The organism is Veillonella sp. 3891 (genome assembly GCF_003992315.1).
Lineage (GTDB): Bacteria > Bacillota > Negativicutes > Veillonellales > Veillonellaceae > F0422.
This window is the reverse complement of sequence record NZ_RQVE01000015.1, coordinates 1-22,088: the sequence shown is the minus strand read 5'-3', so window position 1 is coordinate 22,088 and position 22,088 is coordinate 1. Positions and strand designations below refer to the sequence as shown.

At 40.5% G+C, this 22,088-nt stretch carries 35 protein-coding genes; 1 reads left to right on the top strand and 34 read right to left on the bottom strand.

Going from position 1 to position 22,088, the window contains the following annotated elements:
• Window positions 1-217: 217 nt before the first annotated feature.
• The 3 genes from EO118_RS07585 to EO118_RS07575 form a co-directional block, all read right to left on the bottom strand.
• Window positions 218-1,360 (bottom strand): isochorismate synthase, encoded by a 1,143-nt coding sequence (locus tag EO118_RS07585; protein WP_127069350.1) that lies wholly within the window; start codon window positions 1,358-1,360, stop codon window positions 218-220.
• 226 nt (window positions 1,361-1,586) lie between these two features.
• Window positions 1,587-2,222, bottom strand: a complete 636-nt coding sequence (locus EO118_RS07580; RefSeq protein WP_127069349.1) for a hypothetical protein — start codon at window positions 2,220-2,222, stop codon at window positions 1,587-1,589.
• Window positions 2,223-2,438: 216 nt separating this feature from the next.
• Entirely contained in the window at window positions 2,439-5,153 is a 2,715-nt protein-coding gene (locus tag EO118_RS07575; RefSeq protein WP_164726257.1) for a YadA-like family protein, read from the bottom strand.
• Between the two features lie 382 nt (window positions 5,154-5,535).
• Between EO118_RS07575 and EO118_RS07570 the strand changes: the two genes are divergently transcribed.
• Window positions 5,536-7,281 (top strand): class I SAM-dependent methyltransferase, encoded by a 1,746-nt coding sequence (locus EO118_RS07570; RefSeq protein WP_127069348.1) that lies wholly within the window; start codon window positions 5,536-5,538, stop codon window positions 7,279-7,281.
• A 201-nt stretch (window positions 7,282-7,482) separates the two neighbouring features.
• On the opposite strand, the gene rplQ is transcribed toward EO118_RS07570, so the two are convergent.
• The 31 genes from rplQ to EO118_RS07415 form a co-directional block, all read right to left on the bottom strand.
• Complete coding sequence (gene rplQ / locus EO118_RS07565) at window positions 7,483-7,821, bottom strand: 50S ribosomal protein L17 (RefSeq protein WP_009353923.1); 339 nt, start codon at window positions 7,819-7,821, stop codon at window positions 7,483-7,485.
• A gap of 14 nt (window positions 7,822-7,835) precedes the next feature.
• Window positions 7,836-8,843, bottom strand: a complete 1,008-nt coding sequence (locus EO118_RS07560; protein WP_127069347.1) for a DNA-directed RNA polymerase subunit alpha — start codon at window positions 8,841-8,843, stop codon at window positions 7,836-7,838.
• A gap of 51 nt (window positions 8,844-8,894) precedes the next feature.
• Window positions 8,895-9,284: a 30S ribosomal protein S11 gene (gene rpsK / locus EO118_RS07555; RefSeq protein WP_009353912.1), complete on the bottom strand. Its 390-nt coding sequence runs from the start codon at window positions 9,282-9,284 to the stop codon at window positions 8,895-8,897.
• A 15-nt stretch (window positions 9,285-9,299) separates the two neighbouring features.
• A complete protein-coding gene (gene rpsM, locus EO118_RS07550; RefSeq protein ID WP_126939407.1) occupies window positions 9,300-9,668 on the bottom strand; it encodes a 30S ribosomal protein S13 in 369 nt (122 codons plus the stop codon).
• Between the two features lie 22 nt (window positions 9,669-9,690).
• A complete protein-coding gene (gene rpmJ / locus EO118_RS07545) occupies window positions 9,691-9,804 on the bottom strand; it encodes a 50S ribosomal protein L36 (RefSeq protein WP_007391661.1) in 114 nt (37 codons plus the stop codon).
• Window positions 9,805-9,830: 26 nt separating this feature from the next.
• Window positions 9,831-10,049 (bottom strand): translation initiation factor IF-1, encoded by a 219-nt coding sequence (infA, locus tag EO118_RS07540; RefSeq protein WP_009353944.1) that lies wholly within the window; start codon window positions 10,047-10,049, stop codon window positions 9,831-9,833.
• Window positions 10,050-10,072: 23 nt separating this feature from the next.
• Entirely contained in the window at window positions 10,073-10,843 is a 771-nt protein-coding gene (gene map, locus EO118_RS07535; RefSeq protein WP_127069346.1) for a type I methionyl aminopeptidase, read from the bottom strand.
• Window positions 10,844-10,846: 3 nt separating this feature from the next.
• Window positions 10,847-11,410, bottom strand: a complete 564-nt coding sequence (locus EO118_RS07530) for an adenylate kinase (protein WP_127069345.1) — start codon at window positions 11,408-11,410, stop codon at window positions 10,847-10,849.
• Window positions 11,411-11,421: 11 nt separating this feature from the next.
• Window positions 11,422-12,684, bottom strand: a complete 1,263-nt coding sequence (secY, locus tag EO118_RS07525; RefSeq protein ID WP_127069344.1) for a preprotein translocase subunit SecY — start codon at window positions 12,682-12,684, stop codon at window positions 11,422-11,424.
• Window position 12,685: 1 nt separating this feature from the next.
• The gene (rplO, locus tag EO118_RS07520; RefSeq protein ID WP_009353906.1) at window positions 12,686-13,126 is read right to left on the bottom strand and encodes a 50S ribosomal protein L15; all 441 of its coding nucleotides are present in this window, start codon (window positions 13,124-13,126) and stop codon (window positions 12,686-12,688) included.
• A 19-nt stretch (window positions 13,127-13,145) separates the two neighbouring features.
• Window positions 13,146-13,325, bottom strand: a complete 180-nt coding sequence (gene rpmD / locus EO118_RS07515) for a 50S ribosomal protein L30 (protein ID WP_009353936.1) — start codon at window positions 13,323-13,325, stop codon at window positions 13,146-13,148.
• Between the two features lie 14 nt (window positions 13,326-13,339).
• Window positions 13,340-13,840 (bottom strand): 30S ribosomal protein S5, encoded by a 501-nt coding sequence (gene rpsE / locus EO118_RS07510; protein ID WP_009353893.1) that lies wholly within the window; start codon window positions 13,838-13,840, stop codon window positions 13,340-13,342.
• An 18-nt stretch (window positions 13,841-13,858) separates the two neighbouring features.
• Entirely contained in the window at window positions 13,859-14,221 is a 363-nt protein-coding gene (gene rplR, locus EO118_RS07505) for a 50S ribosomal protein L18 (RefSeq protein ID WP_126939411.1), read from the bottom strand.
• Between the two features lie 31 nt (window positions 14,222-14,252).
• Complete coding sequence (gene rplF / locus EO118_RS07500; protein ID WP_127069343.1) at window positions 14,253-14,798, bottom strand: 50S ribosomal protein L6; 546 nt, start codon at window positions 14,796-14,798, stop codon at window positions 14,253-14,255.
• Between the two features lie 24 nt (window positions 14,799-14,822).
• On the bottom strand, window positions 14,823-15,221 hold the full coding sequence (gene rpsH / locus EO118_RS07495) for a 30S ribosomal protein S8 (protein WP_009353887.1): 399 nt from the start codon (window positions 15,219-15,221) through the stop codon (window positions 14,823-14,825).
• 28 nt (window positions 15,222-15,249) lie between these two features.
• Window positions 15,250-15,519 (bottom strand): 30S ribosomal protein S14, encoded by a 270-nt coding sequence (gene rpsN, locus EO118_RS07490; RefSeq protein ID WP_126938385.1) that lies wholly within the window; start codon window positions 15,517-15,519, stop codon window positions 15,250-15,252.
• A gap of 17 nt (window positions 15,520-15,536) precedes the next feature.
• Window positions 15,537-16,076, bottom strand: a complete 540-nt coding sequence (gene rplE, locus EO118_RS07485) for a 50S ribosomal protein L5 (RefSeq protein ID WP_009353920.1) — start codon at window positions 16,074-16,076, stop codon at window positions 15,537-15,539.
• A gap of 28 nt (window positions 16,077-16,104) precedes the next feature.
• A complete protein-coding gene (gene rplX / locus EO118_RS07480) occupies window positions 16,105-16,422 on the bottom strand; it encodes a 50S ribosomal protein L24 (protein WP_127069342.1) in 318 nt (105 codons plus the stop codon).
• A 16-nt stretch (window positions 16,423-16,438) separates the two neighbouring features.
• On the bottom strand, window positions 16,439-16,807 hold the full coding sequence (gene rplN, locus EO118_RS07475; protein WP_009353930.1) for a 50S ribosomal protein L14: 369 nt from the start codon (window positions 16,805-16,807) through the stop codon (window positions 16,439-16,441).
• A 24-nt stretch (window positions 16,808-16,831) separates the two neighbouring features.
• Complete coding sequence (gene rpsQ, locus EO118_RS07470; RefSeq protein WP_009353932.1) at window positions 16,832-17,092, bottom strand: 30S ribosomal protein S17; 261 nt, start codon at window positions 17,090-17,092, stop codon at window positions 16,832-16,834.
• A 39-nt stretch (window positions 17,093-17,131) separates the two neighbouring features.
• Window positions 17,132-17,332 carry a 50S ribosomal protein L29 gene (gene rpmC, locus EO118_RS07465; protein ID WP_009353915.1) on the bottom strand — a complete coding sequence of 67 codons (201 nt, stop codon included), beginning with the start codon at window positions 17,330-17,332 and terminating at the stop codon, window positions 17,132-17,134.
• A complete protein-coding gene (gene rplP, locus EO118_RS07460) occupies window positions 17,322-17,759 on the bottom strand; it encodes a 50S ribosomal protein L16 (RefSeq protein ID WP_009353916.1) in 438 nt (145 codons plus the stop codon). Before rplP ends, rpmC begins: the two co-directional genes overlap by 11 nt.
• The gene (gene rpsC, locus EO118_RS07455; RefSeq protein ID WP_009353925.1) at window positions 17,759-18,424 is read right to left on the bottom strand and encodes a 30S ribosomal protein S3; all 666 of its coding nucleotides are present in this window, start codon (window positions 18,422-18,424) and stop codon (window positions 17,759-17,761) included. The genes rplP and rpsC overlap by 1 nt, the downstream gene beginning before the upstream one ends.
• An 18-nt stretch (window positions 18,425-18,442) precedes the next feature.
• The gene (rplV, locus tag EO118_RS07450; protein WP_126939415.1) at window positions 18,443-18,778 is read right to left on the bottom strand and encodes a 50S ribosomal protein L22; all 336 of its coding nucleotides are present in this window, start codon (window positions 18,776-18,778) and stop codon (window positions 18,443-18,445) included.
• Window positions 18,779-18,789: 11 nt separating this feature from the next.
• A complete protein-coding gene (gene rpsS, locus EO118_RS07445) occupies window positions 18,790-19,071 on the bottom strand; it encodes a 30S ribosomal protein S19 (RefSeq protein WP_126938380.1) in 282 nt (93 codons plus the stop codon).
• A gap of 22 nt (window positions 19,072-19,093) precedes the next feature.
• On the bottom strand, window positions 19,094-19,924 hold the full coding sequence (gene rplB, locus EO118_RS07440; protein ID WP_126938379.1) for a 50S ribosomal protein L2: 831 nt from the start codon (window positions 19,922-19,924) through the stop codon (window positions 19,094-19,096).
• A 23-nt stretch (window positions 19,925-19,947) separates the two neighbouring features.
• Window positions 19,948-20,232 carry a 50S ribosomal protein L23 gene (gene rplW, locus EO118_RS07435; RefSeq protein WP_126939416.1) on the bottom strand — a complete coding sequence of 95 codons (285 nt, stop codon included), beginning with the start codon at window positions 20,230-20,232 and terminating at the stop codon, window positions 19,948-19,950.
• A complete protein-coding gene (gene rplD, locus EO118_RS07430) occupies window positions 20,232-20,855 on the bottom strand; it encodes a 50S ribosomal protein L4 (RefSeq protein WP_127069341.1) in 624 nt (207 codons plus the stop codon). The genes rplW and rplD overlap by 1 nt, the downstream gene beginning before the upstream one ends.
• Window positions 20,856-20,880: 25 nt before the next feature.
• Window positions 20,881-21,522 carry a 50S ribosomal protein L3 gene (gene rplC / locus EO118_RS07425; RefSeq protein WP_127069340.1) on the bottom strand — a complete coding sequence of 214 codons (642 nt, stop codon included), beginning with the start codon at window positions 21,520-21,522 and terminating at the stop codon, window positions 20,881-20,883.
• A gap of 19 nt (window positions 21,523-21,541) precedes the next feature.
• Window positions 21,542-21,853 (bottom strand): 30S ribosomal protein S10, encoded by a 312-nt coding sequence (gene rpsJ, locus EO118_RS07420; RefSeq protein ID WP_009353924.1) that lies wholly within the window; start codon window positions 21,851-21,853, stop codon window positions 21,542-21,544.
• Between the two features lie 159 nt (window positions 21,854-22,012).
• Window positions 22,013-22,088, bottom strand: a 76-nt coding sequence (locus EO118_RS07415) for a hypothetical protein (protein ID WP_164723757.1), incomplete at its 5' end; no start/stop codon positions are given.

The window sequence follows — 22,088 nt, the reverse complement described above, 5'->3', positions numbered from 1 at the left end:
AATACTATCCTCATTTTGATGTATAGAAATATACGTTTAAGAGTAATTTTGCTACCGCTAATATATAGTATAGACTCCCTATGACATAAAAAAGGAATGCTGATGACTCAACATTCCTTTTTAAAGTTCTTATATCTGTTCAATAAGTTTGTGTAGCTTCATTATCGAATCCTACTCTATTGCATACCTAATTTGATCTATACATAGATGTATCATCCTACAGCGCATCCAATATGGTACCCATTTTATTGATTGTTTCTTCGTACTCTTCATCACTATTGGATTCGCCTACAACACCGCATCCTGCATAGGCATATAAAGTATTCCCCATGATGAGCGCAGACCGAATGGCCACCACTAGAATGCCATCCCCCATGTCCTTCATAAATCCAAAAGGTGCTGCGTACATACCACGCTCATGAGCTTCGTATTTCGCCAGTAAGTCCATAGCTAGTTCTCGTGGTTCGCCCCCTAGGGCTGGTGTAGGATGTAACAATTGGCCCCATTCGATGAGAGACTTAGTACTATCCTTGGCGGTAATGATGGTCCGCAAATGGTATAACCGTGATAGCTCCATAATCCCCGTTTCGCCTACGGTCACATCCTCCGTCACTTGTCGCATAGTATCCACAATACGATCTCGTACGATATTGTGCTCTACCCGATTTTTATGATCATTTAGAAATCGCTCTTTCGTCCACGCCTTAGGACCAAACTTTGGTGCCGTTCCTGCCAAGGCATAACTTAGAATTTCATCTCCCCGATGGCGCACGAGAATTTCAGGGGATGCCCCCACGAAGGTACGTCCCTCTTTCTCATAGCCAAAAATAAAACAATTCGGGTTGTTTTCCACCAAGCGGTCCAATATACTCACTACACTAAACGATGTGGGACTAGTGAACTCCACCTCTCGAGAGGAAACCACCTTCGTCATACGCCCTACATGAATATTTGTCAAAATGGCATCCATCAAGGTATCCCAATCTTGTTTATCGTCACTGGTTTCTGTGAAAGTATGGTCTACTCGCTCAATGGTATAGCGCTGTATATCTACACCCTCACCTGCATGGAGGTAAAAGGACTCTCCATTTTCTACGATATAGTAATGGGTGAAAGCCACCATTTCATGGCCCATGTTGCGCCATTTTTCATCTTTTACAGTTGGAAAAAACGTGCCTCCATAAAATACGTATGCATATTGCTCCCGGTCGACGTCGTCTTTTACCACTGCCAATCGTTTAGCACCTACTACCACACGATCGCTTTGACGGTCCACCCAAAAGACCCGCTCCTCTCCCTCGAAGTTTAGCCAAAACTCCAAAGGATTGTCTAATTGTAAAGGCTCCTTAGTATATTTCATATGACTCCTCATCATTCGTAACATATCCACTGCTAGCCATGCCTCAAGCCGCAAGTTCTCCCAAATCCTATCCCATATATACAGGAACGACTAGAAAACTTACTATATCATACTCGCTTATTACAATTATACCACATGCATCATATCTAATAGAGGATTAAAATGAGTGTGTTCCTTTATACCGCATCTACAACAGCTAATCGAGCCTCAAAATTAGTGGCGACCATTACACACTTTTCTTAATAGAGCCTCGTACAAACAAAGGACCTTCTACTGGTTTTACCGGCGATATATCCGATTGTGTTTTAAATAAATAATCTTCTCTAGTACGTTGAATACGATCTACCTTGATGAAAGGCTTTTTGAAAAACTCCTCTGATGCATCATTGATAATATTCAACTTCTCATTCACCTCAGAATCAGCACCTTCCCTAGTGTCAAAGGATAATGTATAGGTTTGCCCTGTGCGATGATCGTAGTACTCTGCCTTCGGCACACGCTTATCAAAGGTAATTGTAAAGTCGTTATTTTCTTCTACCCACCAAAAGTACCATATAAGATGGCGCATTTGCAAATGATGTCCTGTCACCACCTGTACATCCCCTTTGTCCTCAAAGGTCTTTTGTGGTGTATAACTCACATAATCAGGAACGGACCACCCTTCATGAACATATCCTACAATCCAGCCCGGCGACGCTGTTATCGTTTCAATGCCTCGTATACTAACTATCATACCAACTGCAAAAACAACTCCAAAAATAGCACAAATCCACTTTTCTTTCTTCGTGAAAGTAAACAGTTCTCGCAAACTCATGTTTCCTATCTCGTTCCATGCATCATTCCATTTGTCTTTCCAATTCATCGTCATACCTCTTTCTGTCATGTAAACATACTATAAAACTATTGATGCTTTCAGTATATCGAAGAGGAATGACAAAATATGTCATTGGTAAGAATTTTTTAACAAAAAAATACATGCTAGGATACCCCGTGGAGTATACCTAACATGTATTTCTGTCATAACCTTAGTGTCTATACGCTAGGGGAGACCCTAGTCATCTATTCTCTAAGTTATTTCTTATTTAGCTTCTAGTTTTGCATACAATTCATACAATGCTGCTTTTACTCGTTCATTTTCTTCTGTTAAACGATCTACTGCGCTTTGTAATTGAGCTACTTTAGGAGACTCAGCTTTTGCAGTTTCGCCGCTACCAAATCCAATTGTAATACCAGCATTAGCCATTGTGCCATTACCGTTACCGAAGCTTACGCCTGCATGGTACATTAAGTTTTCGCTAGTATAGTGAGCCGCACCTAATGCAACTGCATTTTGTCCACGATATGTACCAACACCTGCCATAATTTGTGTCGTTTGACCAGGGTTATATTGTAAAGGTTTCAACGCTGCTAACGCTGCCGCATTAGCACCTACAACTTTTACATCTTTTTCCACTGTAGTAATGCGTGCATCATGCGCTTTTTCAGTAGCTTGAAGAGCTGCGATGTCTTTGTCATATTTTTCTAGCTTAACAGTGGTATTGTCTAAGCCTTGGAATTTTGTTTCTAGTGCTGTTCTAGCTGCTGTAATTTTAGCTTCTGCATTTTCACCAGCTTTTGTAATAGCTGCATTTTTAGCTGTTTCAATGTCAGTAGCAATAGCTTCTTTAGCGGTTTTGATTTTAGCATCTGCTTGTGTACCAGCTTCTGCTACTGCCTCAGTTTTTGCTGTTGCAGATTTGGTAGTAGCTGCCTCAGCTGCTTTGTCTGCTGCTGCTTGAGCTTCAGCTGCTTTAGCATCTGCTGCAGTTGCTAACTCTTGAGCTTTTGCTGCTTTAGCATCTGCTGCAGCTGCTGCATCTTTAGCTTCTGTAATTTTTCCTGTTAATTCTGTTTTTGCCGCAGTGATTTTTTCATCAGCTTTTGTACCGGCTTCTGTAACTGCATCGTCTTTGGCTTTTTTAGTATCCTCATCGATTTTTTTATCTAAATCGCCAATGGCTTCTGTAACTGCTTTTAAGCCTTCTCCTGCGGCTTGAATTTTATCTGCATTATCTTTGATAGCCGCTGTCGTTTCTTTTAACCCTTCACCGATTAGTTTGATTTTTTCAGCATTATCTTTTATAGCATCGCCATTACCTGCAATATCATCAACAGTCTCATCAATAGCTGTTTTTAATTCGTCCAGTCTAGTATCATGAGCTACAAGAATTTTTTTAGCTTCATCAATTTCATCAGTGTTTTTATCGATGGCCTTTGTATTCGCATCAATAGCCTCTGCATTACCATCTACATCACCTTTAAGATCTGTTAACTCACTATTAACCTTAGCTATACCACCATTCATTGCAAGGATTTGTTTATCATGGTCTTTATCGTATTTTTCTAATTTTTCAAAACGTTCATTCGTTGCTTTGATATCAGTTGCAGAGTTATATTTAGCTTCTAGATCAGTAACTTTGTTAGTTAATTCGGTATCTTTTGCTTCTAAAGCTTGTTTCGCTGCTGCTAATTTACCATCTGCATCGGCAATCGCTGCTGCTTTTGCTTCGTCTGCTTTTGTACCTGCTGCTGCGATAGCTTCATCCTTAGCTGTACCAATTTTTGTTTCTAAATCTGTTTTCGCATCAGTAATTTTACCTTCTGCAGCAGTGATTTTGCCTTCTAAGTCAGTTTTTGCAGTTGTTAATTTACCCTCTACATCAGCAATCGCTGCTGCTTTCGCATCATCAATTTTGCCTGTTAGCTCTGTTTTTGCAGTTGTTAATTTACCTTCTGCATCGGCAATCGCTGCTGCTTTCGCATCATCAATTTTGCCTGTTAGCTCTGTTTTTGCAGTCGTTAATTTACCCTCTGCATCGGCAATCGCTGCTGCTTTTGCTTCGTCTGCTTTTGTACCTGCTGCTGCGATAGTTTCATCCTTAGCTGTACCAATTTTTGTTTCTAAATCTGTTTTTGCATCAGTAATTTTGCCTTCTAAGTCAGTTTTTGCAGTTGTTAATTTACCCTCTGCATCGGCAATCGCTGCTGCTTTTGCTTCATCTGCTTTTGTACCTGCTGCTGCGATAGCTTCATCCTTAGCTGTACCAATTTTTGTTTCTAAATCTGTTTTTGCATCAGTAATTTTGCCTTCTAAGTCAGTTTTTGCAGTTGTCAATTTACCTTCTGCATCAGCAATAGCATCTGTTTTCGCCTTTTCAATTTTTGGTTCTAATTCAGTCTTTAATGCCGTTACTTTTTCATCTGCTTTTGTTCCAGCTTCTGTAACAGCGGCCTCTCTAGCTCCATCGATTTTTCCATCTACTTTAGCTAAGTCTTCTGTATTTTTTGCTACCTTTGGTTTCAACTCATTAATCGCCGCTTCATTAGCCGTTGATTTTTCTGTATTCGCTTGGATTTTAGCATCTCGTTCTGTATTAGCTTGTCCACCTGCGGTAGATCCTGCTTCCAAAGCTTGCACCTTACCTTCTAAAGTCGATACCTTTGGTGTTAACTCATTGATTGCGGCTTCATTTGCTTCGGATTTTTGTTTATTCGTAGCTACTTGTGTATCACTAGTATTATTAACTGTATTATTGAGATCTGCAAGGGCCGTATTAATCGTATGAATATTACCTTCCAATGCATCTACCCTGCTCGCTAAATCATCCGCCGCATTTACAGATCCTACACCACTTGTTAAAATAACCGCTGCAGCCACTATAGCCGCTTTCTTTCCATGAGACTTCGCAAATTCTGATGTTACCACATAGCATTGTTTTGTTGCGCTATAGACAACTTTGAAAATCTGATTCATAATAATCATTCTCCTTTTACTTGCTGACTACTCATTACATATAACACTGATAAAGTGTAGGCATCATTACAATTAAATCTCTCTACAAATTCATCTTTTCTTCATAATATCAGATTTATTTCACTAAAGCAATAAAAACATTGACTAAAACTCATGGGTTATGCTTTTTAATCATGCTATGTATAATTCATTTTTATATAGTAATGAGTATCATTTATTCATGTGTGTAAACCATACTTATAATCCCTATGACTCATCATCGGCAAACAGTATATAAATCGCCCTATTTCTGATATACTTATAGATATATAATCATATAAAATAAACCACTCACGATAACCCGTGAGTAACTACTATAACCTCAAAAAATAAAGGAGTTTTTATGCGATATAACACAAGAATGACTAAAGAGCAAGCCAAAGAAATCTACGCTGACTTAGGGTATCTATCCCAACCTTTCCCCTATGCGTCTGCCCCATTCCTTGAAAGTTACGCTCGTCTGCTAGGACTTTCACCGGCTCCTGCTGCCACAGCTCGCATTTTGGAAATCGGATCTTCCTACGGTGGCAATTTGATGTCCCAAGCCCTGTTCTATCCGCAGGCTACTTTCACAGGTATCGAAATTGCTCCGACACAGGTGAGCGTGGGCAAAACCTACATCGACCAATTGGGCATCACTAACCTAGACTTGTTAGAAGGTGATGTAAATGAAAGTCACGACCACCTCGGCACTTACGATTACATCATTGCTCATGGTTTCTATTCTTGGGTAGACGAGGAAACGAAAGATAACTTCCTTCGTCTCTGCAAAGAACATCTAGCGGAGAACGGTATCTTGTACATGTCCTATAACACCTACCCAGGTTGGCATAAAATGGACAGTGTTCGCGCCCTCTTAGAGTTCGCCAACAAAGATGTCGACACCTTGAATCATCGCGAAAAAGTGCGCCACGGTAAAACGGTGGCTAGTAAACTAGGTGCCTTGATGTTGGAATATGACACGGTAAAAGCTCAACAAGGTCCGTTCCTACAATCTTTACGCCAAACATTACAAAAACAAGATTGCTACGTTGGCCATGACCATTTAGAACCAGTGAACACGCCGGTGTACTTTCACCAATGCATGGACCATATGGCTGAACATGGATTTACCTATCTCTGCGACTGCGATTTAAATTTGTCATTCCCTACAGTGTATGACGAAACATTGCGCACTAAATTACAAGAGCTCGCTCCACATGACCCATTGGCACGAGAACAATACATTGATTTTATGTTGAACACAGCATTCCGCAAATCCTTATTCACCCACAAGGGGGCTACTCCAAAACGTATCACCGAAACATCTGTGACAGATGCCGGATTCCAACACACCTTGGAGCAATTCCTATTCACCCTACGCATTCCATCAGAGCATTTAGAGCCAATCTTTGAAGACTTGGCGAAAGGGATGGCAATTTCTGTAGCAGATGGTAATACTACTCACGGAAGTGCGACAGATACCAATAACAATACTAATACTGCTAATACATCTAATGATAAGTCTGGTGATACCTCAGGTAATGCTGACCATACTGAATCTGTAGCTAAACGCTTAGCAAATCTATTCCAACAAGAAGGCCCTCATTTCTATGTAAAAAACAACACAGTAATGACTCATACAGGAGAGCACACAATCCCTGACATGTGCTTACCATTGTTCTATCAATTCTTGGTGGAACACATCATCCAAGGTGGTATCAGCCTGTCTGTGTTGGAAACAGAGCATCCTTTCAAACATCATATTTTCGAAGAAAAGAAAAGCTACATCCCTGAGCGATACATCCCATTCGTAGAGATTATGCCACAAGAAGGTGTGAACGCTTATATCTACCCTGGCAATCGCTACAATGACCCTATTTCCGATTTCAACGAAGAAGATTTAGAGTTCATGAAACTCCTCAGCAAGCCAACCACAAAACATGATGTGATGTGCAAAATCTACGAGGCTATGACAGAAGAGTCCATTAGCCCTCTGGCCCTACAGCAATCCAACAAATACACCATGATCCTGGCATTCTACGAAGAAATGATTCGACGTATGGAATACTTTGGATTCTTGGAAGTAGACGAAACACAGTTTAGTTAATCTATGACACTGCAACGTCAACTACGGCACCCTATCCTGCTATTAGTAAGATCAATCACATACTATACAGATTGCAAATGCAACGTATACCAAAACAGCGACTCCATCCCACGGGACAGAGTCGCTGTTTTCTAAATAAAAGCAAAAAAGGCTGCAACAGAATGAGTGAAACTCATCCTATCACAACCAGATTGCGTTTGATTATACAAGCTCAAGAATAGCCAATGGAGCTGCATCGCCTTTACGAAGGCCAAGTTTGATTACACGAGTGTAACCACCGTTGCGCTCAGCATATTTTGGAGCAATTTCATCAAATAATTTTTTTACTGCATCTTCGTTCATAAGAAAAGCAAGAACTTGACGACGAGCATGTAAGTCGCCACGTTTGCCCAATGTAATCATTTCATCAACATATTTACGAAGCTCTTTTGCTTTTGCTTCTGTTGTTTCAATGCGTTCATGTACGAAGAGAGATGTTACCATACCGCGGAACAACGCTTTACGAGCGGAACTGTTGCGGCCTAATTTTCTGTATGCCATTAGTCTTTCTCCTCTTATTCGCTTTGAGATGTTAGGGATTCATTACCCTCATTATAAGATTGTAATTTCTCTAGAATTTCTTCTACAGATTTTTTCCCTAAATTGCGGATTTTTCCTAATTCGTCTTCTGTTTTACCAGTCAAATCACCGATTGTATGAATGTTAGCACGTTTCAAGCAGTTGAAAGCACGAACAGACAACTCAAGATCTTCAATAGGAATCGTCGTTGGTCCTTTAGGTTCAGCATCTTTATCGCCACCTTCTTGACCATTAGCAGTTGTAAATTCAGCTTCACTTTCACCAACATCGATCATGTCATAAGAATGAGCCAATCGAGTGAAATTTCCTAAATAGGAAATCATGATAGCTGCTGATTTAGCAATTGCATCAGATGCTGTAATAGAACCATTTGTCCAAACTTCTAAAGTAAGCTTATCAAAGTCCATTTCGTTGCCCACACGGACATCGCTGACTTCATATTTCGCTCTTAGAATTGGCGAGAAGATAGAATCAATTGGAATTTGACCAATCATATCATCTTCACGTTTATTCTTAGTAGATGGTACATATCCTTTACCGCGTTCGATACGCACATCCATTACAAGATGAGCTGCTTCATCCATTGTAGCAATTACCAATTCTGGATTTAAGACTTCGATTTCAGGTGGCATGAATTGAATCAAATCACCTGCTGTTAATACTCCATCTTTACGAACATCGATATGTACATCCATCGGTACAGGTGCTTCCTCTTCAAGACGAATGCACAACTGTTTAAGATTCAGAATAATATCGGATACATCCTCACGAACACCTTCAATCGTAGAGAACTCATGAAGTACTCCGTCAATCTTGATGGAAGTAATTGCTGCTCCATCTAAGGATGAAAGCAAAATGCGACGCAAGCTATTACCGAGTGTAATACCATAACCACGATCCAATGGCTCGCATACGAATTTACCGTAGCGGCCATCTTCAGTCATTACTACTTTCTCGATTCTAAGTTTTTTTTCTTCGCTCATCAGGTATACCCTCCTCTAAAACTTGTCACTATTCTAAGTATATAGCTCAGATTATACGCGACGACGTTTTGGAGGACGACAGCCGTTATGAGGAATTGGAGTCACATCTTTAATGCTAGTTACTTCAAGACCAGCTGCTTGCAACGCACGAATCGCTGCTTCACGACCAGATCCTGGACCTTTAACAAATACTTCTACAGTGCGAAGACCGTGTTCCATAGCTGCTTTTGCCGCTTGTTCAGCTGCCATTTGTGCTGCAAATGGAGTGGATTTACGGGAACCACGGAAACCTAGACCACCAGCAGATGCCCAAGAAAGAGCATTACCGTTTACGTCTGTTACTGTAACGATAGTGTTGTTAAAAGTGGAGCGAATATGCGCTGCACCAGATTCGATATGTTTCTTTTCTTTTCTTTTGGATCTAACTGTTTTCTTAGCCACAATATCCCTCCTTTATTATTTCTTCTTACCTGCGATTGCTTTACGAGGACCCTTACGAGTACGAGCATTTGTCTTCGTACGTTGACCACGACATGGAAGTCCCATACGATGACGTTTACCGCGATAGGAGTTGATTTCAATTAAGCGTTTAATGTTAAGTGCTTCTTCACGACGAAGATCACCTTCTACTTTATACTCTGCATCAAGAAGTTCACGGATTTTAGCTACTTCATCTTCACTTAAATCACGAACGCGAGTATCTGGATTGATACCAGTTTTTGCTAATACTTCTTTAGCAAGAGTAAGACCGATACCGTAAATATAAGTTAAACCAATTTCCACACGTTTGTCACGTGGTAAATCTACACCGGCTATACGTGCCATCTATTCATCCACCTCCTATCAATTATCCTTGTTTTTGTTTATGTTTTGGGTTTTCGCAAATAACCATTACGCGGCCTTTACGTTTAATAATTTTACATTTTTCGCATATCTTTTTAACTGATGGTTTAACCTTCATAAGTACCTCCTTTGTGGATCCTATGCTTACTTAAAGCGATAGGTGATGCGACCACGGCTTAAGTCATATGGTGTCAGTTCCATAGTAACTTTATCACCAGGAAGGATACGGATAAAATTCATACGCATTTTACCTGACACATGAGCCAAAACCACATGACCATTTTCCAATTCTACTTGGAACATAGCATTTGGTAATGCCTCAACGACCGTACCTTCCACTTCAATAACGTCTTCTTTTGACATATCTTTCATCCTCCGGTTACTGGTTATTGTATTAACCTCGGTGTATCACGCATAGTAAGAATTTCTGTACCTGTTTCAGTAATAGCTACAGTGTGTTCAAAGTGTGCAGCCGGTTTACGGTCCATTGTGACCGCTGTCCAGTTGTCTTCAAGCACTCTTACTTTGTGCGTGCCCATAGTAATCATTGGCTCAATACAGATGACCATTCCTGGTCTAAGTTCTGGACCTTTGCCCTTAGTACCATAATTTGGAACTTGTGGATCTTCATGCATGTTTTTTCCTAAACCATGTCCTACAAAGTCTCGCACAACACCATATCTATGACGTTCTGCATGAGATTGTACAGCATGGGAAATATCTCCCACATGATTACCTGCTACAGCTTGTTCAATCCCTTTAAAGAGACATTCTTCTGTAACTTTCAGTAATTCATACACTTTAGGACTTACTTCTCCTACAGGAACAGTAATTGCTGAATCTCCATGATATCCATTCACAGATGATACTAAATCAATGCTGATGACATCGCCATCTTTCAGTATACGAGATGCACTAGGAATCCCATGTACCACTTCATGATTTATGGAAGCACAGATAGTTGCTGGATACCCATAGTAACCAATGCAGCTTGGAATTCCTCCATGACTGCGAATATATTCTTCGGCAAATTGGTCTAACTCAAGCGTTGATACGCCCGGCTTTACTAATTTAGCAAGCTCGGTTAACGTCGCTGCTGTCAGTTGAGATGCCTTTCGGATATGCTCAATTTCTTCGGGCGATTTAAAAATAATCATTGATTATTTCTCCAAAGCCGTAACGATATTTGCAAATACTGTGTCCACATCCTGTAAGCCGTTGATTTCTACATATTGACCACTATTACGGTAGTAATCGATCAATGGTTTAGTAGACTCTTCGTATACAGCAAGACGTTTCTGTACTGTTTCCGGTTTGTCATCATCACGATTTTCAAGACGTGCTCTTTCACTGATGCGTCGAACCAACTCTTCAGATGGAACACTCAAATTGAGTACAGCATCAAGAACTATGTTCATTTCTTTTAAAATCGCATCCAAGGAAACAGCTTGTGCTGTAGTTCGAGGGAAGCCATCTAAAATGAAACCTTGTTTACAGTCATCCTTGGACAAGCGTTCACGAACGATGCCAATGGTAACGCTATCTGGAACAAGTTGTCCAGCATCCATATATTTCTTAGCTTCTAATCCTAATGGAGTAGAGTCTTTTACAGCGGCACGGAACATGTCACCTGTAGAAATTTGAGGGATACCATATTTTTCAATCAGACGAGCTGCCTGCGTGCCTTTACCAGCACCTGGAGGTCCCATTAATAAAATATACATATCATAATCTCCTATTTCACAAAGCCCTTATATTGGCGTGTTAATACTAAAGATTCTACTTGTTGCATTGTATCTAATGCTACGCCCACTACGATAAGTAGTGCTGTACCACCAAAGTACACACCTTGAATGCCTGTCAATCCACCAATCATATTTGGCAAGATTGCAACGAAAGCTAAGAAAAATGCACCTACTAGTGTAATTCGAGTCATTACTCGGTCTACATAGTCAGCAGTCGGTTTTCCTGGGCGAATACCTGGGATAAAACCACCGTGTTTTTTCATATTATCTGCCATATCCGTAATATTGATTGAGATAGCTGTATAGAAGTATGTAAAAAATAAAATCAATACAGCATACAAAATAGTTTGTATCGGCGTTCCCCATTGGAAGTAACTTGCTACAGTTTGTACCCAAGGTACTTGTACAAATTGTGCCAATGTAGCTGGGAACATCAATATGGATGACGCAAAGATAATTGGGATAACCCCTGCTTGATTGACTTTCAAAGGCAGGAATGTTGAGTGACCACCATACATTTTTCTTCCTACCACGCGTTTAGCGTATTGGATAGGGATACGACGTTGGCCTTGTGTCACAGCAATTACAAGAACGATCATAGCTACCGCGATGATAGCAAATAGAATCGCTTGAAATACATTAATTGTACCTACTTGTAGGTATTGGTAAATGGTTTGAACCCCATCAGGGAATCGTGCCACGATACCAGCAAAGATAATGAGTGAAATACCATTACCTATGCCATGAGCTGTAATTTGTTCCCCCACCCACATCAACAAGCAAGTACCTGCTGTAAGGATGATGGAAATCAAAATAACAGACATGAAGCTATTATCAATAAGCGCATTGCTAGCACGTAAGGCATACGTCATACCGAAGGCTTGGATGAAGCCAAGGATAACTGTACCATATCGTGTCACTTTTGCAATTTTTTTGCGCCCTTCTTCTCCATCTTTACTCCATGCTTCAAATGTTGGTACTACTGCCCCTAACAATTGCATAATGATTGATGCATTGATGTATGGGGTAATACTCATTGCAAAGATAGAGAATTTACTTAACGCACCACCGGCGAACAAATCTAGTAAACCAAATAGGTTACCACTGGTGAATAAGCTTTCAATAACAGATGCCTCTACGCCAGGTACCGGGATATGGATACCTAAGCGAAAGACAATGAACATAAGTAATGTATAGACTACTTTGTTACGTAATTCCGTTACTTTAGTGATGTTCAAGAGGCTATCTAGCACCCTAGATCACCTCTACTTTTCCACCTGCTGCTTCGATTTTTTCTACTGCAGATTTTGTAAAGCCGTTAGCGATAACAGTTAATTTACGTTCTAAAGTTCCGTTACCAAGGATACGGATACCATCACGTACATTTTTCAAAATACCAGCTTCAATAAGAGCTACTGGATCTACAGTTGCACCGTCTTCAAAACGATTCAATTGGGATACATTAACTTCTGCATATTGAAGTGCAAAGATATTTTTGAAACCACGTTTTGGTAAACGACGATAAAGAGGCATTTGGCCACCTTCGAAGCCAGTGCGCACACCGCCACCACTACGAGAATTTTGACCTTTTTGACCACGACCGGAAGTTTTACCTAAACCGGATCCAAGACCACGACCTACACGAGTACGAGTTTTTTTGGAACCTGCAGCCGGAGCTAATTCATGAAGTTTCATTCGTGCACCTCCTTATCTATTATACTTCTTCTACTTTTACTAAATGTCTAACTTTATGAAGCATACCTTCGATTTGAGGTGTCACTTCTTTAACTACTTGGGAGTTAGTTTTTTTCAATCCAAGAGCTTTAACAGTCGCACGTTGATCTGCAGGACGACCGATTAAGCTTTTTGTTAATGTTACTTTAACTTGTGCCATTATTGGTCTCCTTATTAACCGTAAATTTCTTCAAGAGTTTTGCCACGAAGTGCAGCTACGTCTTGAGCTCGTTTTAATTGAGCTAAACCTTCTAGTGTTGCACGAACCATGTTGTTAGGATTAGAAGATCCTAAAGATTTAGTTAAGATGTTACGAACACCCACTAATTCCAATACGGCACGAACTGGGCCACCAGCGATAACTCCAGTACCTTCTGCAGCTGGTTTCAAGAATACGCGACCTGCGCCGAATGTTCCTGTAACTGTGTGAGGGATTGTACCATTTTTAATAACAACATGAATAAGGTTTTTCTTAGCATCATCAATGCCTTTACGGATTGCATCAGGTACTTCCGCAGCTTTACCTAAGCCAACACCTACATGACCGTTGCCGTCACCAACAACTACAAGGGCGCTGAAGGAAAAACGACGACCACCTTTAACAACTTTGGCTACGCGGTTGATGAATACTACTCTTTCTTTAAGATCAAGAGTTGTGTAATCAATTCTTGCCATGTCTATAGTTCCTCCTTCTTAGAATTTTAAGCCTGCTTCACGAGCACCTTCTGCAAGGGCTGCTACACGACCATGATAAATGTAACCACCGCGGTCAAATACTACTGTATCGATACCTGCAGCAATTGCTTTTTTCGCAACAGCTTCACCAACTGCTTTAGCAGCAGCTACGTTACCACCGTAGGAAAGATTTAATTCTTTATCTTGAGAGCTAGCAGATACTAATGTTTTGCCAGCTACGTCATCAATGACTTGAGCATAAATATTGCTTAAAGAACGGAATACGTTCAAGCGAGGACGTGCAGCCGTACCGGAAATGTGACGACGTAAACGTAAATGACGTTTTGCACGAGCAATTTTGCGTTTGGATGTTCCTGCCAAGATGTCCACTCCTTTCTAATGTAAACTGTTATTACTTACCTTTAGCGCCCGCTTTACCTGCTTTACGACGAACAACTTCGCCTTCGTAACGGATACCTTTACCTTTGTAAGGTTCTGGTTTTCTCCATTTACGAATATCAGCTGCTACTGCACCAACAACTTCTTTGTCAGCACCAGAAACAACGATTTTATTAGGAGCTGGGACATCGATTGTAATACCAGCAGGAGCTTCCATCTCTACTGGATGGGAGAAGCCCAATGTTAAAGCAAGTTTGTTACCTTGCTTAGCCGCTCTGTAACCAACGCCATTGATTTCTAAAGTTTTAGTAAAGCCTTCATGTACGCCTGTTACCATGTTAGCAACAAGAGCACGAGTTAAACCGTGTAAAGAACGGTGTTCTTTTCCATCGCTAGGACGAGTTACTGTGATTACATTTTCTTCAACAGCAATGTTGATGTCCGGATGGAAAGTACGAGTTAATTCACCTTTTGCACCCTTAACTGTTAACGTATGCTCGTTTTGAGTTACCGTTACGCCAGCTGGGATCTCGATAGGCATTCTACCGACACGTGACATTCTTTCTACCTCCTATTGCTATGATTACCAAACGTAAGCGATTACTTCGCCACCTAAGCCTTCTTTACGAGCTTGTTTATCGCTCATGATGCCTTTAGATGTAGAAATAACTGCGATACCTAAACCACCAAGTACGCGAGGAAGTTCTTCCTTTTTCGCGTATACACGTAGGCCTGGTTTAGAGATACGTTTAATACCGGTAATTACTTTTTCATTATTAGAACCATATTTCAATGTTACTTTTAAAGTAGCATGTTTTTCATTTTCAATTGTTTCAACTTCCTTAACGAAACCTTCGTCTTTAAGGATAGCTAAAACAGCAGCCTTCATTTTAGAAGCAGGGATTTCAACTGTTTCATGAAGTGCAGAGTTTGCATTACGGATGCGTGTCAGCATATCCGCAATCGGATCTGTCATTACCATCTTCTAAAAACCTCCTCTCGTTATCCTATTACCAACTAGCTTTTTTCACGCCAGGGATTTGTCCTTTGTACGCCAATTCACGGAACGCAATACGGCTAATACCGAATTTACGCATATAACCATGAGGACGACCTGTTAAGTTGCAACGGTTGTGCAAGCGTGTTGGGGATGCGTTGGCAGGTAATTTGGATAAACCTTCATAATCGCCTGCTGCTTTTAACGCTTCGCGTTTTGCTGCATATTTTGCAACGATACGTGCACGTTTTTTCTCACGTTCGATCATAGATTTTTTAGCCATCTATCGTTTCCTCCTAATTATTTTTCAAAAGGCATGCCGAATTGTGCCAATAATTCACGAGCTTCTTCGTCAGTGTTAGCTGTTGTTACGAAGATAATATCCATACCTGTTACTCGTTCTACTTGATCGTATTCGATTTCAGGGAAGATTAATTGCTCTTTTAGGCCTAATGCATAGTTACCACGACCATCAAACGCTTTTGCGCTGATACCACGGAAGTCACGCACGCGAGGCAATGCCGCATTAATCAATTTATCGAGGAATTCATACATGCGTTCGCCACGAAGAGTTACTTTTGTGCCAAGAGGCATACCTTCACGAACTTTGAAGTTCGCAATGGATTTTTTCGCGCGAGTTACGACTGGTTTTTGACCAGCGATAATTTCTAAATCTTTAACAGCTGCGTCCAATGCTTTGGAGTTACCAACAGCATCGCCTACGCCGATATTGATTACGATTTTTTCTAATTTAGGAATTTCCATTACGTTGCCATATTGGAATTTCTCTTGTAAAGCCTTCTTAATTTCAGAAGTATATTTTTCTTGTAAACGAGACATTTTGTAAAAGACCTCCTTTCCTTATCAATTAAAGTTTAGCGCCACTTTTAACAGCTACACGAACTAAAGAACCATTTTCCTCAACTTTTTTAATACGAGTTGGAACTTTTTGCTCAGGATCTAACACCATTACGTTGGATACATGGATTGTACCTTCTTTTTCAATGATGCCACCTTGAGGGTTCGCTTGGCTAGGTTTTGTATGACGTTTAACTAGGTTAAGACCTTTTACAGTTACTCGTTCTTTTTTGATATCAACAGCGATGATTTCGCCTTGTTTACCTTTTTCCTTGCCGGAGATAACAACAACTGTATCACCTTTTTTAACATGTAGTTTTTGGGACATGTTGAGCTCCTCCTTCTTATAACACTTCTGGAGCAAGGGAGATAATTTTCATGAAGTCTTTTTCACGAAGTTCTCTTGCTACAGGTCCGAAAATACGAGTTCCGCGAGGGCTTTTGTCGTCTTTAATAACTACAGCAGCGTTCTCATCGAAACGGATATAGGAACCATCTTGACGACGGATGCCTTTTTTAGAACGAACAATAACGGCTTTTACAACGTCGCCTTTCTTGACAACGCCACCGGGTGATGCATCTTTTACAGAAGCAACGATTACGTCACCAATATTGCCAAATTTACGGTAAGAACCGCCCATCACTTGGATGCACATAATGCGTTTCGCACCAGTGTTATCGGCAACATTCAAAATTGTTTGTTGCTGGATCATGACTTTTCCTCCTTACATCACTGATTATTTTTGTCTTTCAATAATTTCTACAACTCTCCAACGTTTATCTTTAGATAATGGACGAGTTTCTACGATTTTTACGATATCGCCAACTAAGCATTCGTTGTTTTCATCATGTGCTTTAAAACGTTTGCTTGTTACCATTGGCTTGCTATATAATTCGTGAGGTACTTTACGATCGATTTGTACAACAACTGTTTTATCCATTTTGTTGCTTACAACTTTACCTACACGTGCTTTTCGTACATTTCTTACTTCTGCCACGACTTTAAGCCTCCTATTCAATCCAAACAAAATTTGTTATTATGCGTTACCTTTAATTTCTTCTTCTCGTTGTACAGTTTTGATACGAGCGATAGTTTTCTTAACTTCACGGATACGCATTGGATTTTCTAATTGACCAGTAGCGAGTTGAAAACGTAGGTTAAACAACTCTTCTTTCAATTCGGAAACTTTAGTGTTCAACTCGGCAGCGCTCAAATTGCGAATGTCATTAACCTTCATTTACGTCACCACCCAATTCTTTACCCTTAACAACGAACTTAGTTTTGATTGGAAGTTTATGGCTTGCAAGACGCATAGCTTCACGAGCCACTACTTCTGGTACGCCGTTCATTTCAAACATTACACGTCCTGGGCGAACTACTGCTACCCATTTTTCTGGAGAACCTTTACCGGAACCCATACGAACGCCTGCTGGTTTTGCAGTGATTGGTTTATCAGGGAAAATTTTAATCCAAACTTTACCACCACGTTTGATATAACGTGTCATAGCAATACGGGCTGCTTCGATTTGACGGTTTGTGATCCAAGATGGCTCTAATGCTACTAAACCGAAATCACCATGAGCAACTTTGTTACCACGCATTGCACGGCCTTTCATACGACCGCGGAATTGTTTACGATGTTTTACGCGCTTTGGAATTAGCATTAGTTGTCACCTTCTTCCTTTTTAGATGTTTGTTTAGCTTCTGGCAAAACTTCACCTTTGTAGATCCATACTTTAATACCGATGCAACCATATGTTGTATGTGCTTCTGCTGTTGCATAGTCGATATTAGCACGAAGTGTGTGAAGTGGAATGGAACCTTCACGGTAAGATTCGCTACGAGCGATCTCTGCACCACCTAGACGACCAGATACCATAACTTTGATACCGTTAGCGCCTAAACGCATAGTGCGACCTACTGCTTGTTTCATTGCACGACGGAAGCTTACACGGCGTTCCAATTGGCTAGCAATGCTTTCAGCAACAAGTTGAGCTTCCATGTCTACTTGTTTAATTTCAGCAATGTTTACATCGATTTGTTTATCTGTAAAACGTTTCAATTCTTTACGGATATCTTCGATACCTTGTCCACCTTTACCGATAACCATACCTGGTTTAGCAGTGTGGATAGTTACTTTAATACGTTTATTTGTACGCTCAATTTCAATGCGGGAAATACCAGCAATGAAAAGTGTTTTCTTCAAGAAGGTACGAATTTTTACGTCTTCATGAAGGTTAGATGCGAAATCTTTATCAGCATACCATTTTGCGTCCCAATCTTTTACGATACCAACACGCAAGCCATGTGGATTTACTTTTTGACCCACTCTGTTTCCCTCCTTCGATTAAGCTCTTTCTTTAACAACTACTGTTACGTGGCTAGAACGTTTCAAAATTTTGAAAGCCTGTCCACGGGAACGAGGATGAATGCGTTTCATTGTTGGACCTTGATCAACGAAGATCTCAGACACATAAAGATTTTCTACATTCATGTCAAAATTGTGTTCTGCATTTGCGATAGCAGATGTCAAAACTTTAGTTACTACATCGGCGCCAACTTTCGGAGTAAACTTCAAGATGGCAAATGCTTCGCCGATGTTTTTACCGCGCACTAAATCTGCAACGATGCGGATTTTACGAGGCGCAATACGAATATGTCTAGCGATTGCTTTTGCTTCCATGTTAAATCCTCCTATTTTCTGCCTGTAGTTTTTTCGTCCTTACCATGACCTTTATAAGTACGTGTAGGAGCGAATTCACCTAATTTATGACCTACCATATCTTCTGTAATGAATACAGGTACATGTTTGCGACCATCATGCACAGCAATCGTATGGCCTACAAATTGTGGGAAAATAGTAGATGCACGGGACCAGGTTTTTACTACTTTTTTATCATTAGTTTCATTTAAGGCATCAATTTTTTTCAGAAGAGATTCTGCAACAAAAGGGCCTTTTTTAATTGATCTGGACACTGTTATATCTCCTTCCTATATCCTATTTTGTACGACGTTTAACGATTAACTTGCTAGAAGCTTTTTTCTTGTCGCGAGTTTTAACGCCATGAGCTGGTTTACCCCAAGGTGTAACAGGATGTTTACGACCAACTGGAGATTTACCTTCACCACCACCATGTGGATGGTCACAAGGGTTCATTGTAACACCGCGGTTGCCAGGACGAATGCCTTTCCAACGTTGACGGCCAGCTTTACCAATAGTGATATTTTCATGGTCAATGTTAGATACAACACCTACTGTAGCACGGCATTCTACGCGTACACGACGAAGTTCACCAGATGGTAAACGAAGTAATGCATAGTTGCCTTCTTTCGCCATTAATTGAGCGGAAGTACCAGCAGAACGAACGATTTGTCCGCCTTTACCAATTTTCATTTCGATGTTGTGTACTTGAGTACCCAATGGGATATTAGCCAATGGTAACGCATTACCTGGTTTAATATCGGATTCAGGACCGGAGTAAACTACATCACCCACTTTAAGACCATGTGGAGCAATGATATAACGTTTTTCGCCATCTGCATAGTTTAACAATGCGATACGAGCACTACGGTTAGGATCGTATTCGATTGTAGCTACGCGAGCTGGGATATTATCTTTAGTACGTTTGAAGTCAATAATACGGTATTGACGTTTATGACCGCCACCTTGATGACGTACTGTCATTTTACCAGTGTTATTACGACCACCTTTAGAAGTTACTTTTGCGAGCAAGGATTTTTCAGGTTTGCTTGCTGTAATTTCAGTAAAGGCAGACACTGTCATAAACCGACGACCAGCGGAGTACGGTTTAAATGATTTAATTGCCATTATTGGGCCTCCTTACTAGACTCTTATACACCTTCAAATAATTCAATAGATTCGCCAGCTTTTAGAGTTACGATAGCTTTTTTGTAATCGCTACGTTTACCCATTGTGCGACCCATGCGTTTAGTTTTTCCTAATACACGGATTGTGGCTACTTTTTCTACTTTTACGTTGAAGATAGATTCAACAGCTTTACGGATTTCTACTTTGTTCGCAGTCAAAGGAACTTGGAAAGTATATTTGTTTTCTTGCATTAACAAAGTTGTTTTTTCTGTAATGATTGGACGAATTAATACATCAAATTTGTTCATTATCCAAGCACCTCCTCAATTTTTGCAATAGCACCTTCAGCGATGAAGAGTTTGTCGTGGTGCAATAAATCGAAGATATTGATATTTGTGTATGGAAGTGCTTTTACACCTTGGATGTTACGAGCGGATAATTCCACATTTACATCACCATCAGTGATGAAAAGAACTTTTGCGTCACCAACTTTGAAGTTATTAAGAATGTTTAATACATCTTTAGTTTTTGGTGCAGCTAATTTCAATTCGTCGATTACGAACAATTCGCTGTGATTTACTTTATCAGATAATGCAGATTTAACTGCTAAGCGTCTAGCTTTACGAGGCATAGCTTTATAGTAGCTACGAGGTTGTGGACCAAAAGTGATACCACCACCTACCCAAATTGGGGAACGGCTAGAACCAGCACGAGCACGGCCTGTACCTTTTTGTCTCCAAGGTTTTTTACCGCCACCGCGTACTTCTCCTCGAGTTTTAGTTGCATGTGTACCAAGTCGTTCGTTAGACAATTGACGAACTACGGCTTGATGCATAACAGCAGCGTTTACTTCAACACCGAATACTGCATCATTCAACTGGATTTCGCCGACTTTAGCGCCGGACATGTTGTATTTAGTTACTGTTGGCATTATGTATCCTCCTTTCGACAATTAGTTATTTAACAGGTTTTACTGTGTTGCGAACCATCACTAGGCTACCTTTAGCACCAGGGATGCCACCTTTGATTAATAAAAGGTTACGTTCAGCATCAACTTTTACAACAGATAGACGTTGTACAGTAACTCTGCCACCACCCATTTGTCCAGGAAGTTTTTTACCTTTAAATACTTTACCGCCGCCACCGGAGATCATTGGACCGATGGAACCTGGTTCACGATGAGATTTAGAACCATGAGTTTCAGGACCACGGCTAAAGTTATGACGCTTAATTGTACCAGCGAAACCTTTACCTTTACCTGTACCCACAACATCTACTAGCTCACCTTCTGCGAAGATATCAGCTGCCAGAGTTTGGCCCACTGTGTAATCAGTTGCTTCAGCAAGGCGAAGTTCACGAAGATATTTAACTGGCGCTACGCCGGCTTTATCGAACTGGCCTTTTACAGGTTTAGTTAAATGTTTTTCTTTAATGGAACCGTAACCAAGCTGTACTGCATTGTAACCGTCGGATTCAACAGTTTTTACTTGCACTACTACGCTAGGTGTAGTTTCCACTACAGTGACAGGAACTAGTTTGCCTTCAGTTGTGAAGACTTGAGTCATTCCTAACTTTTTACCCAAAATAGCTTTAGACATAATCGCACCTCCTTATTTCTTATAATTTTATTTCAATAGATACACCAGCTGGCAAATCAAGGCGAGTGATTGCATCTACTGTTTTCGAATTTGGTTCAATAATTTCTACTAAGCGTTTATGTGTACGCATTTCGAATTGTTCACGGGAATCTTTGTTAACATGTGGAGAACGAAGAATCGTGAAAATATTTTTTTCTGTAGGCAATGGAATTGGTCCAGAAACCAATGCGCCATTGCGTTTTGCAACGTCTACAATACGTTGAGCACTTTGATCTAATGCTTTGTGATCATATGCTTTCAAGCGAATACGGATTTTTTGTTGTTTTGCCATTGTTATATATCTCCCTTCGTCCATTTCCAGAATGAACTGCTCCATAGAAATTCTCCCTCGCGAGGGCAACCTTCTATATCATAGTTTATACACAACCTAAGAGCGGCAAGTTTGCCGCTCCTCGATTGCACGGTTTATATAGATAATCTTTCAGTCAGATTATGCTTCGATAGCTGTAACAACACCAGCGCCTACTGTATGGCCACCTTCGCGGATCGCGAAACGTAAACCTTCT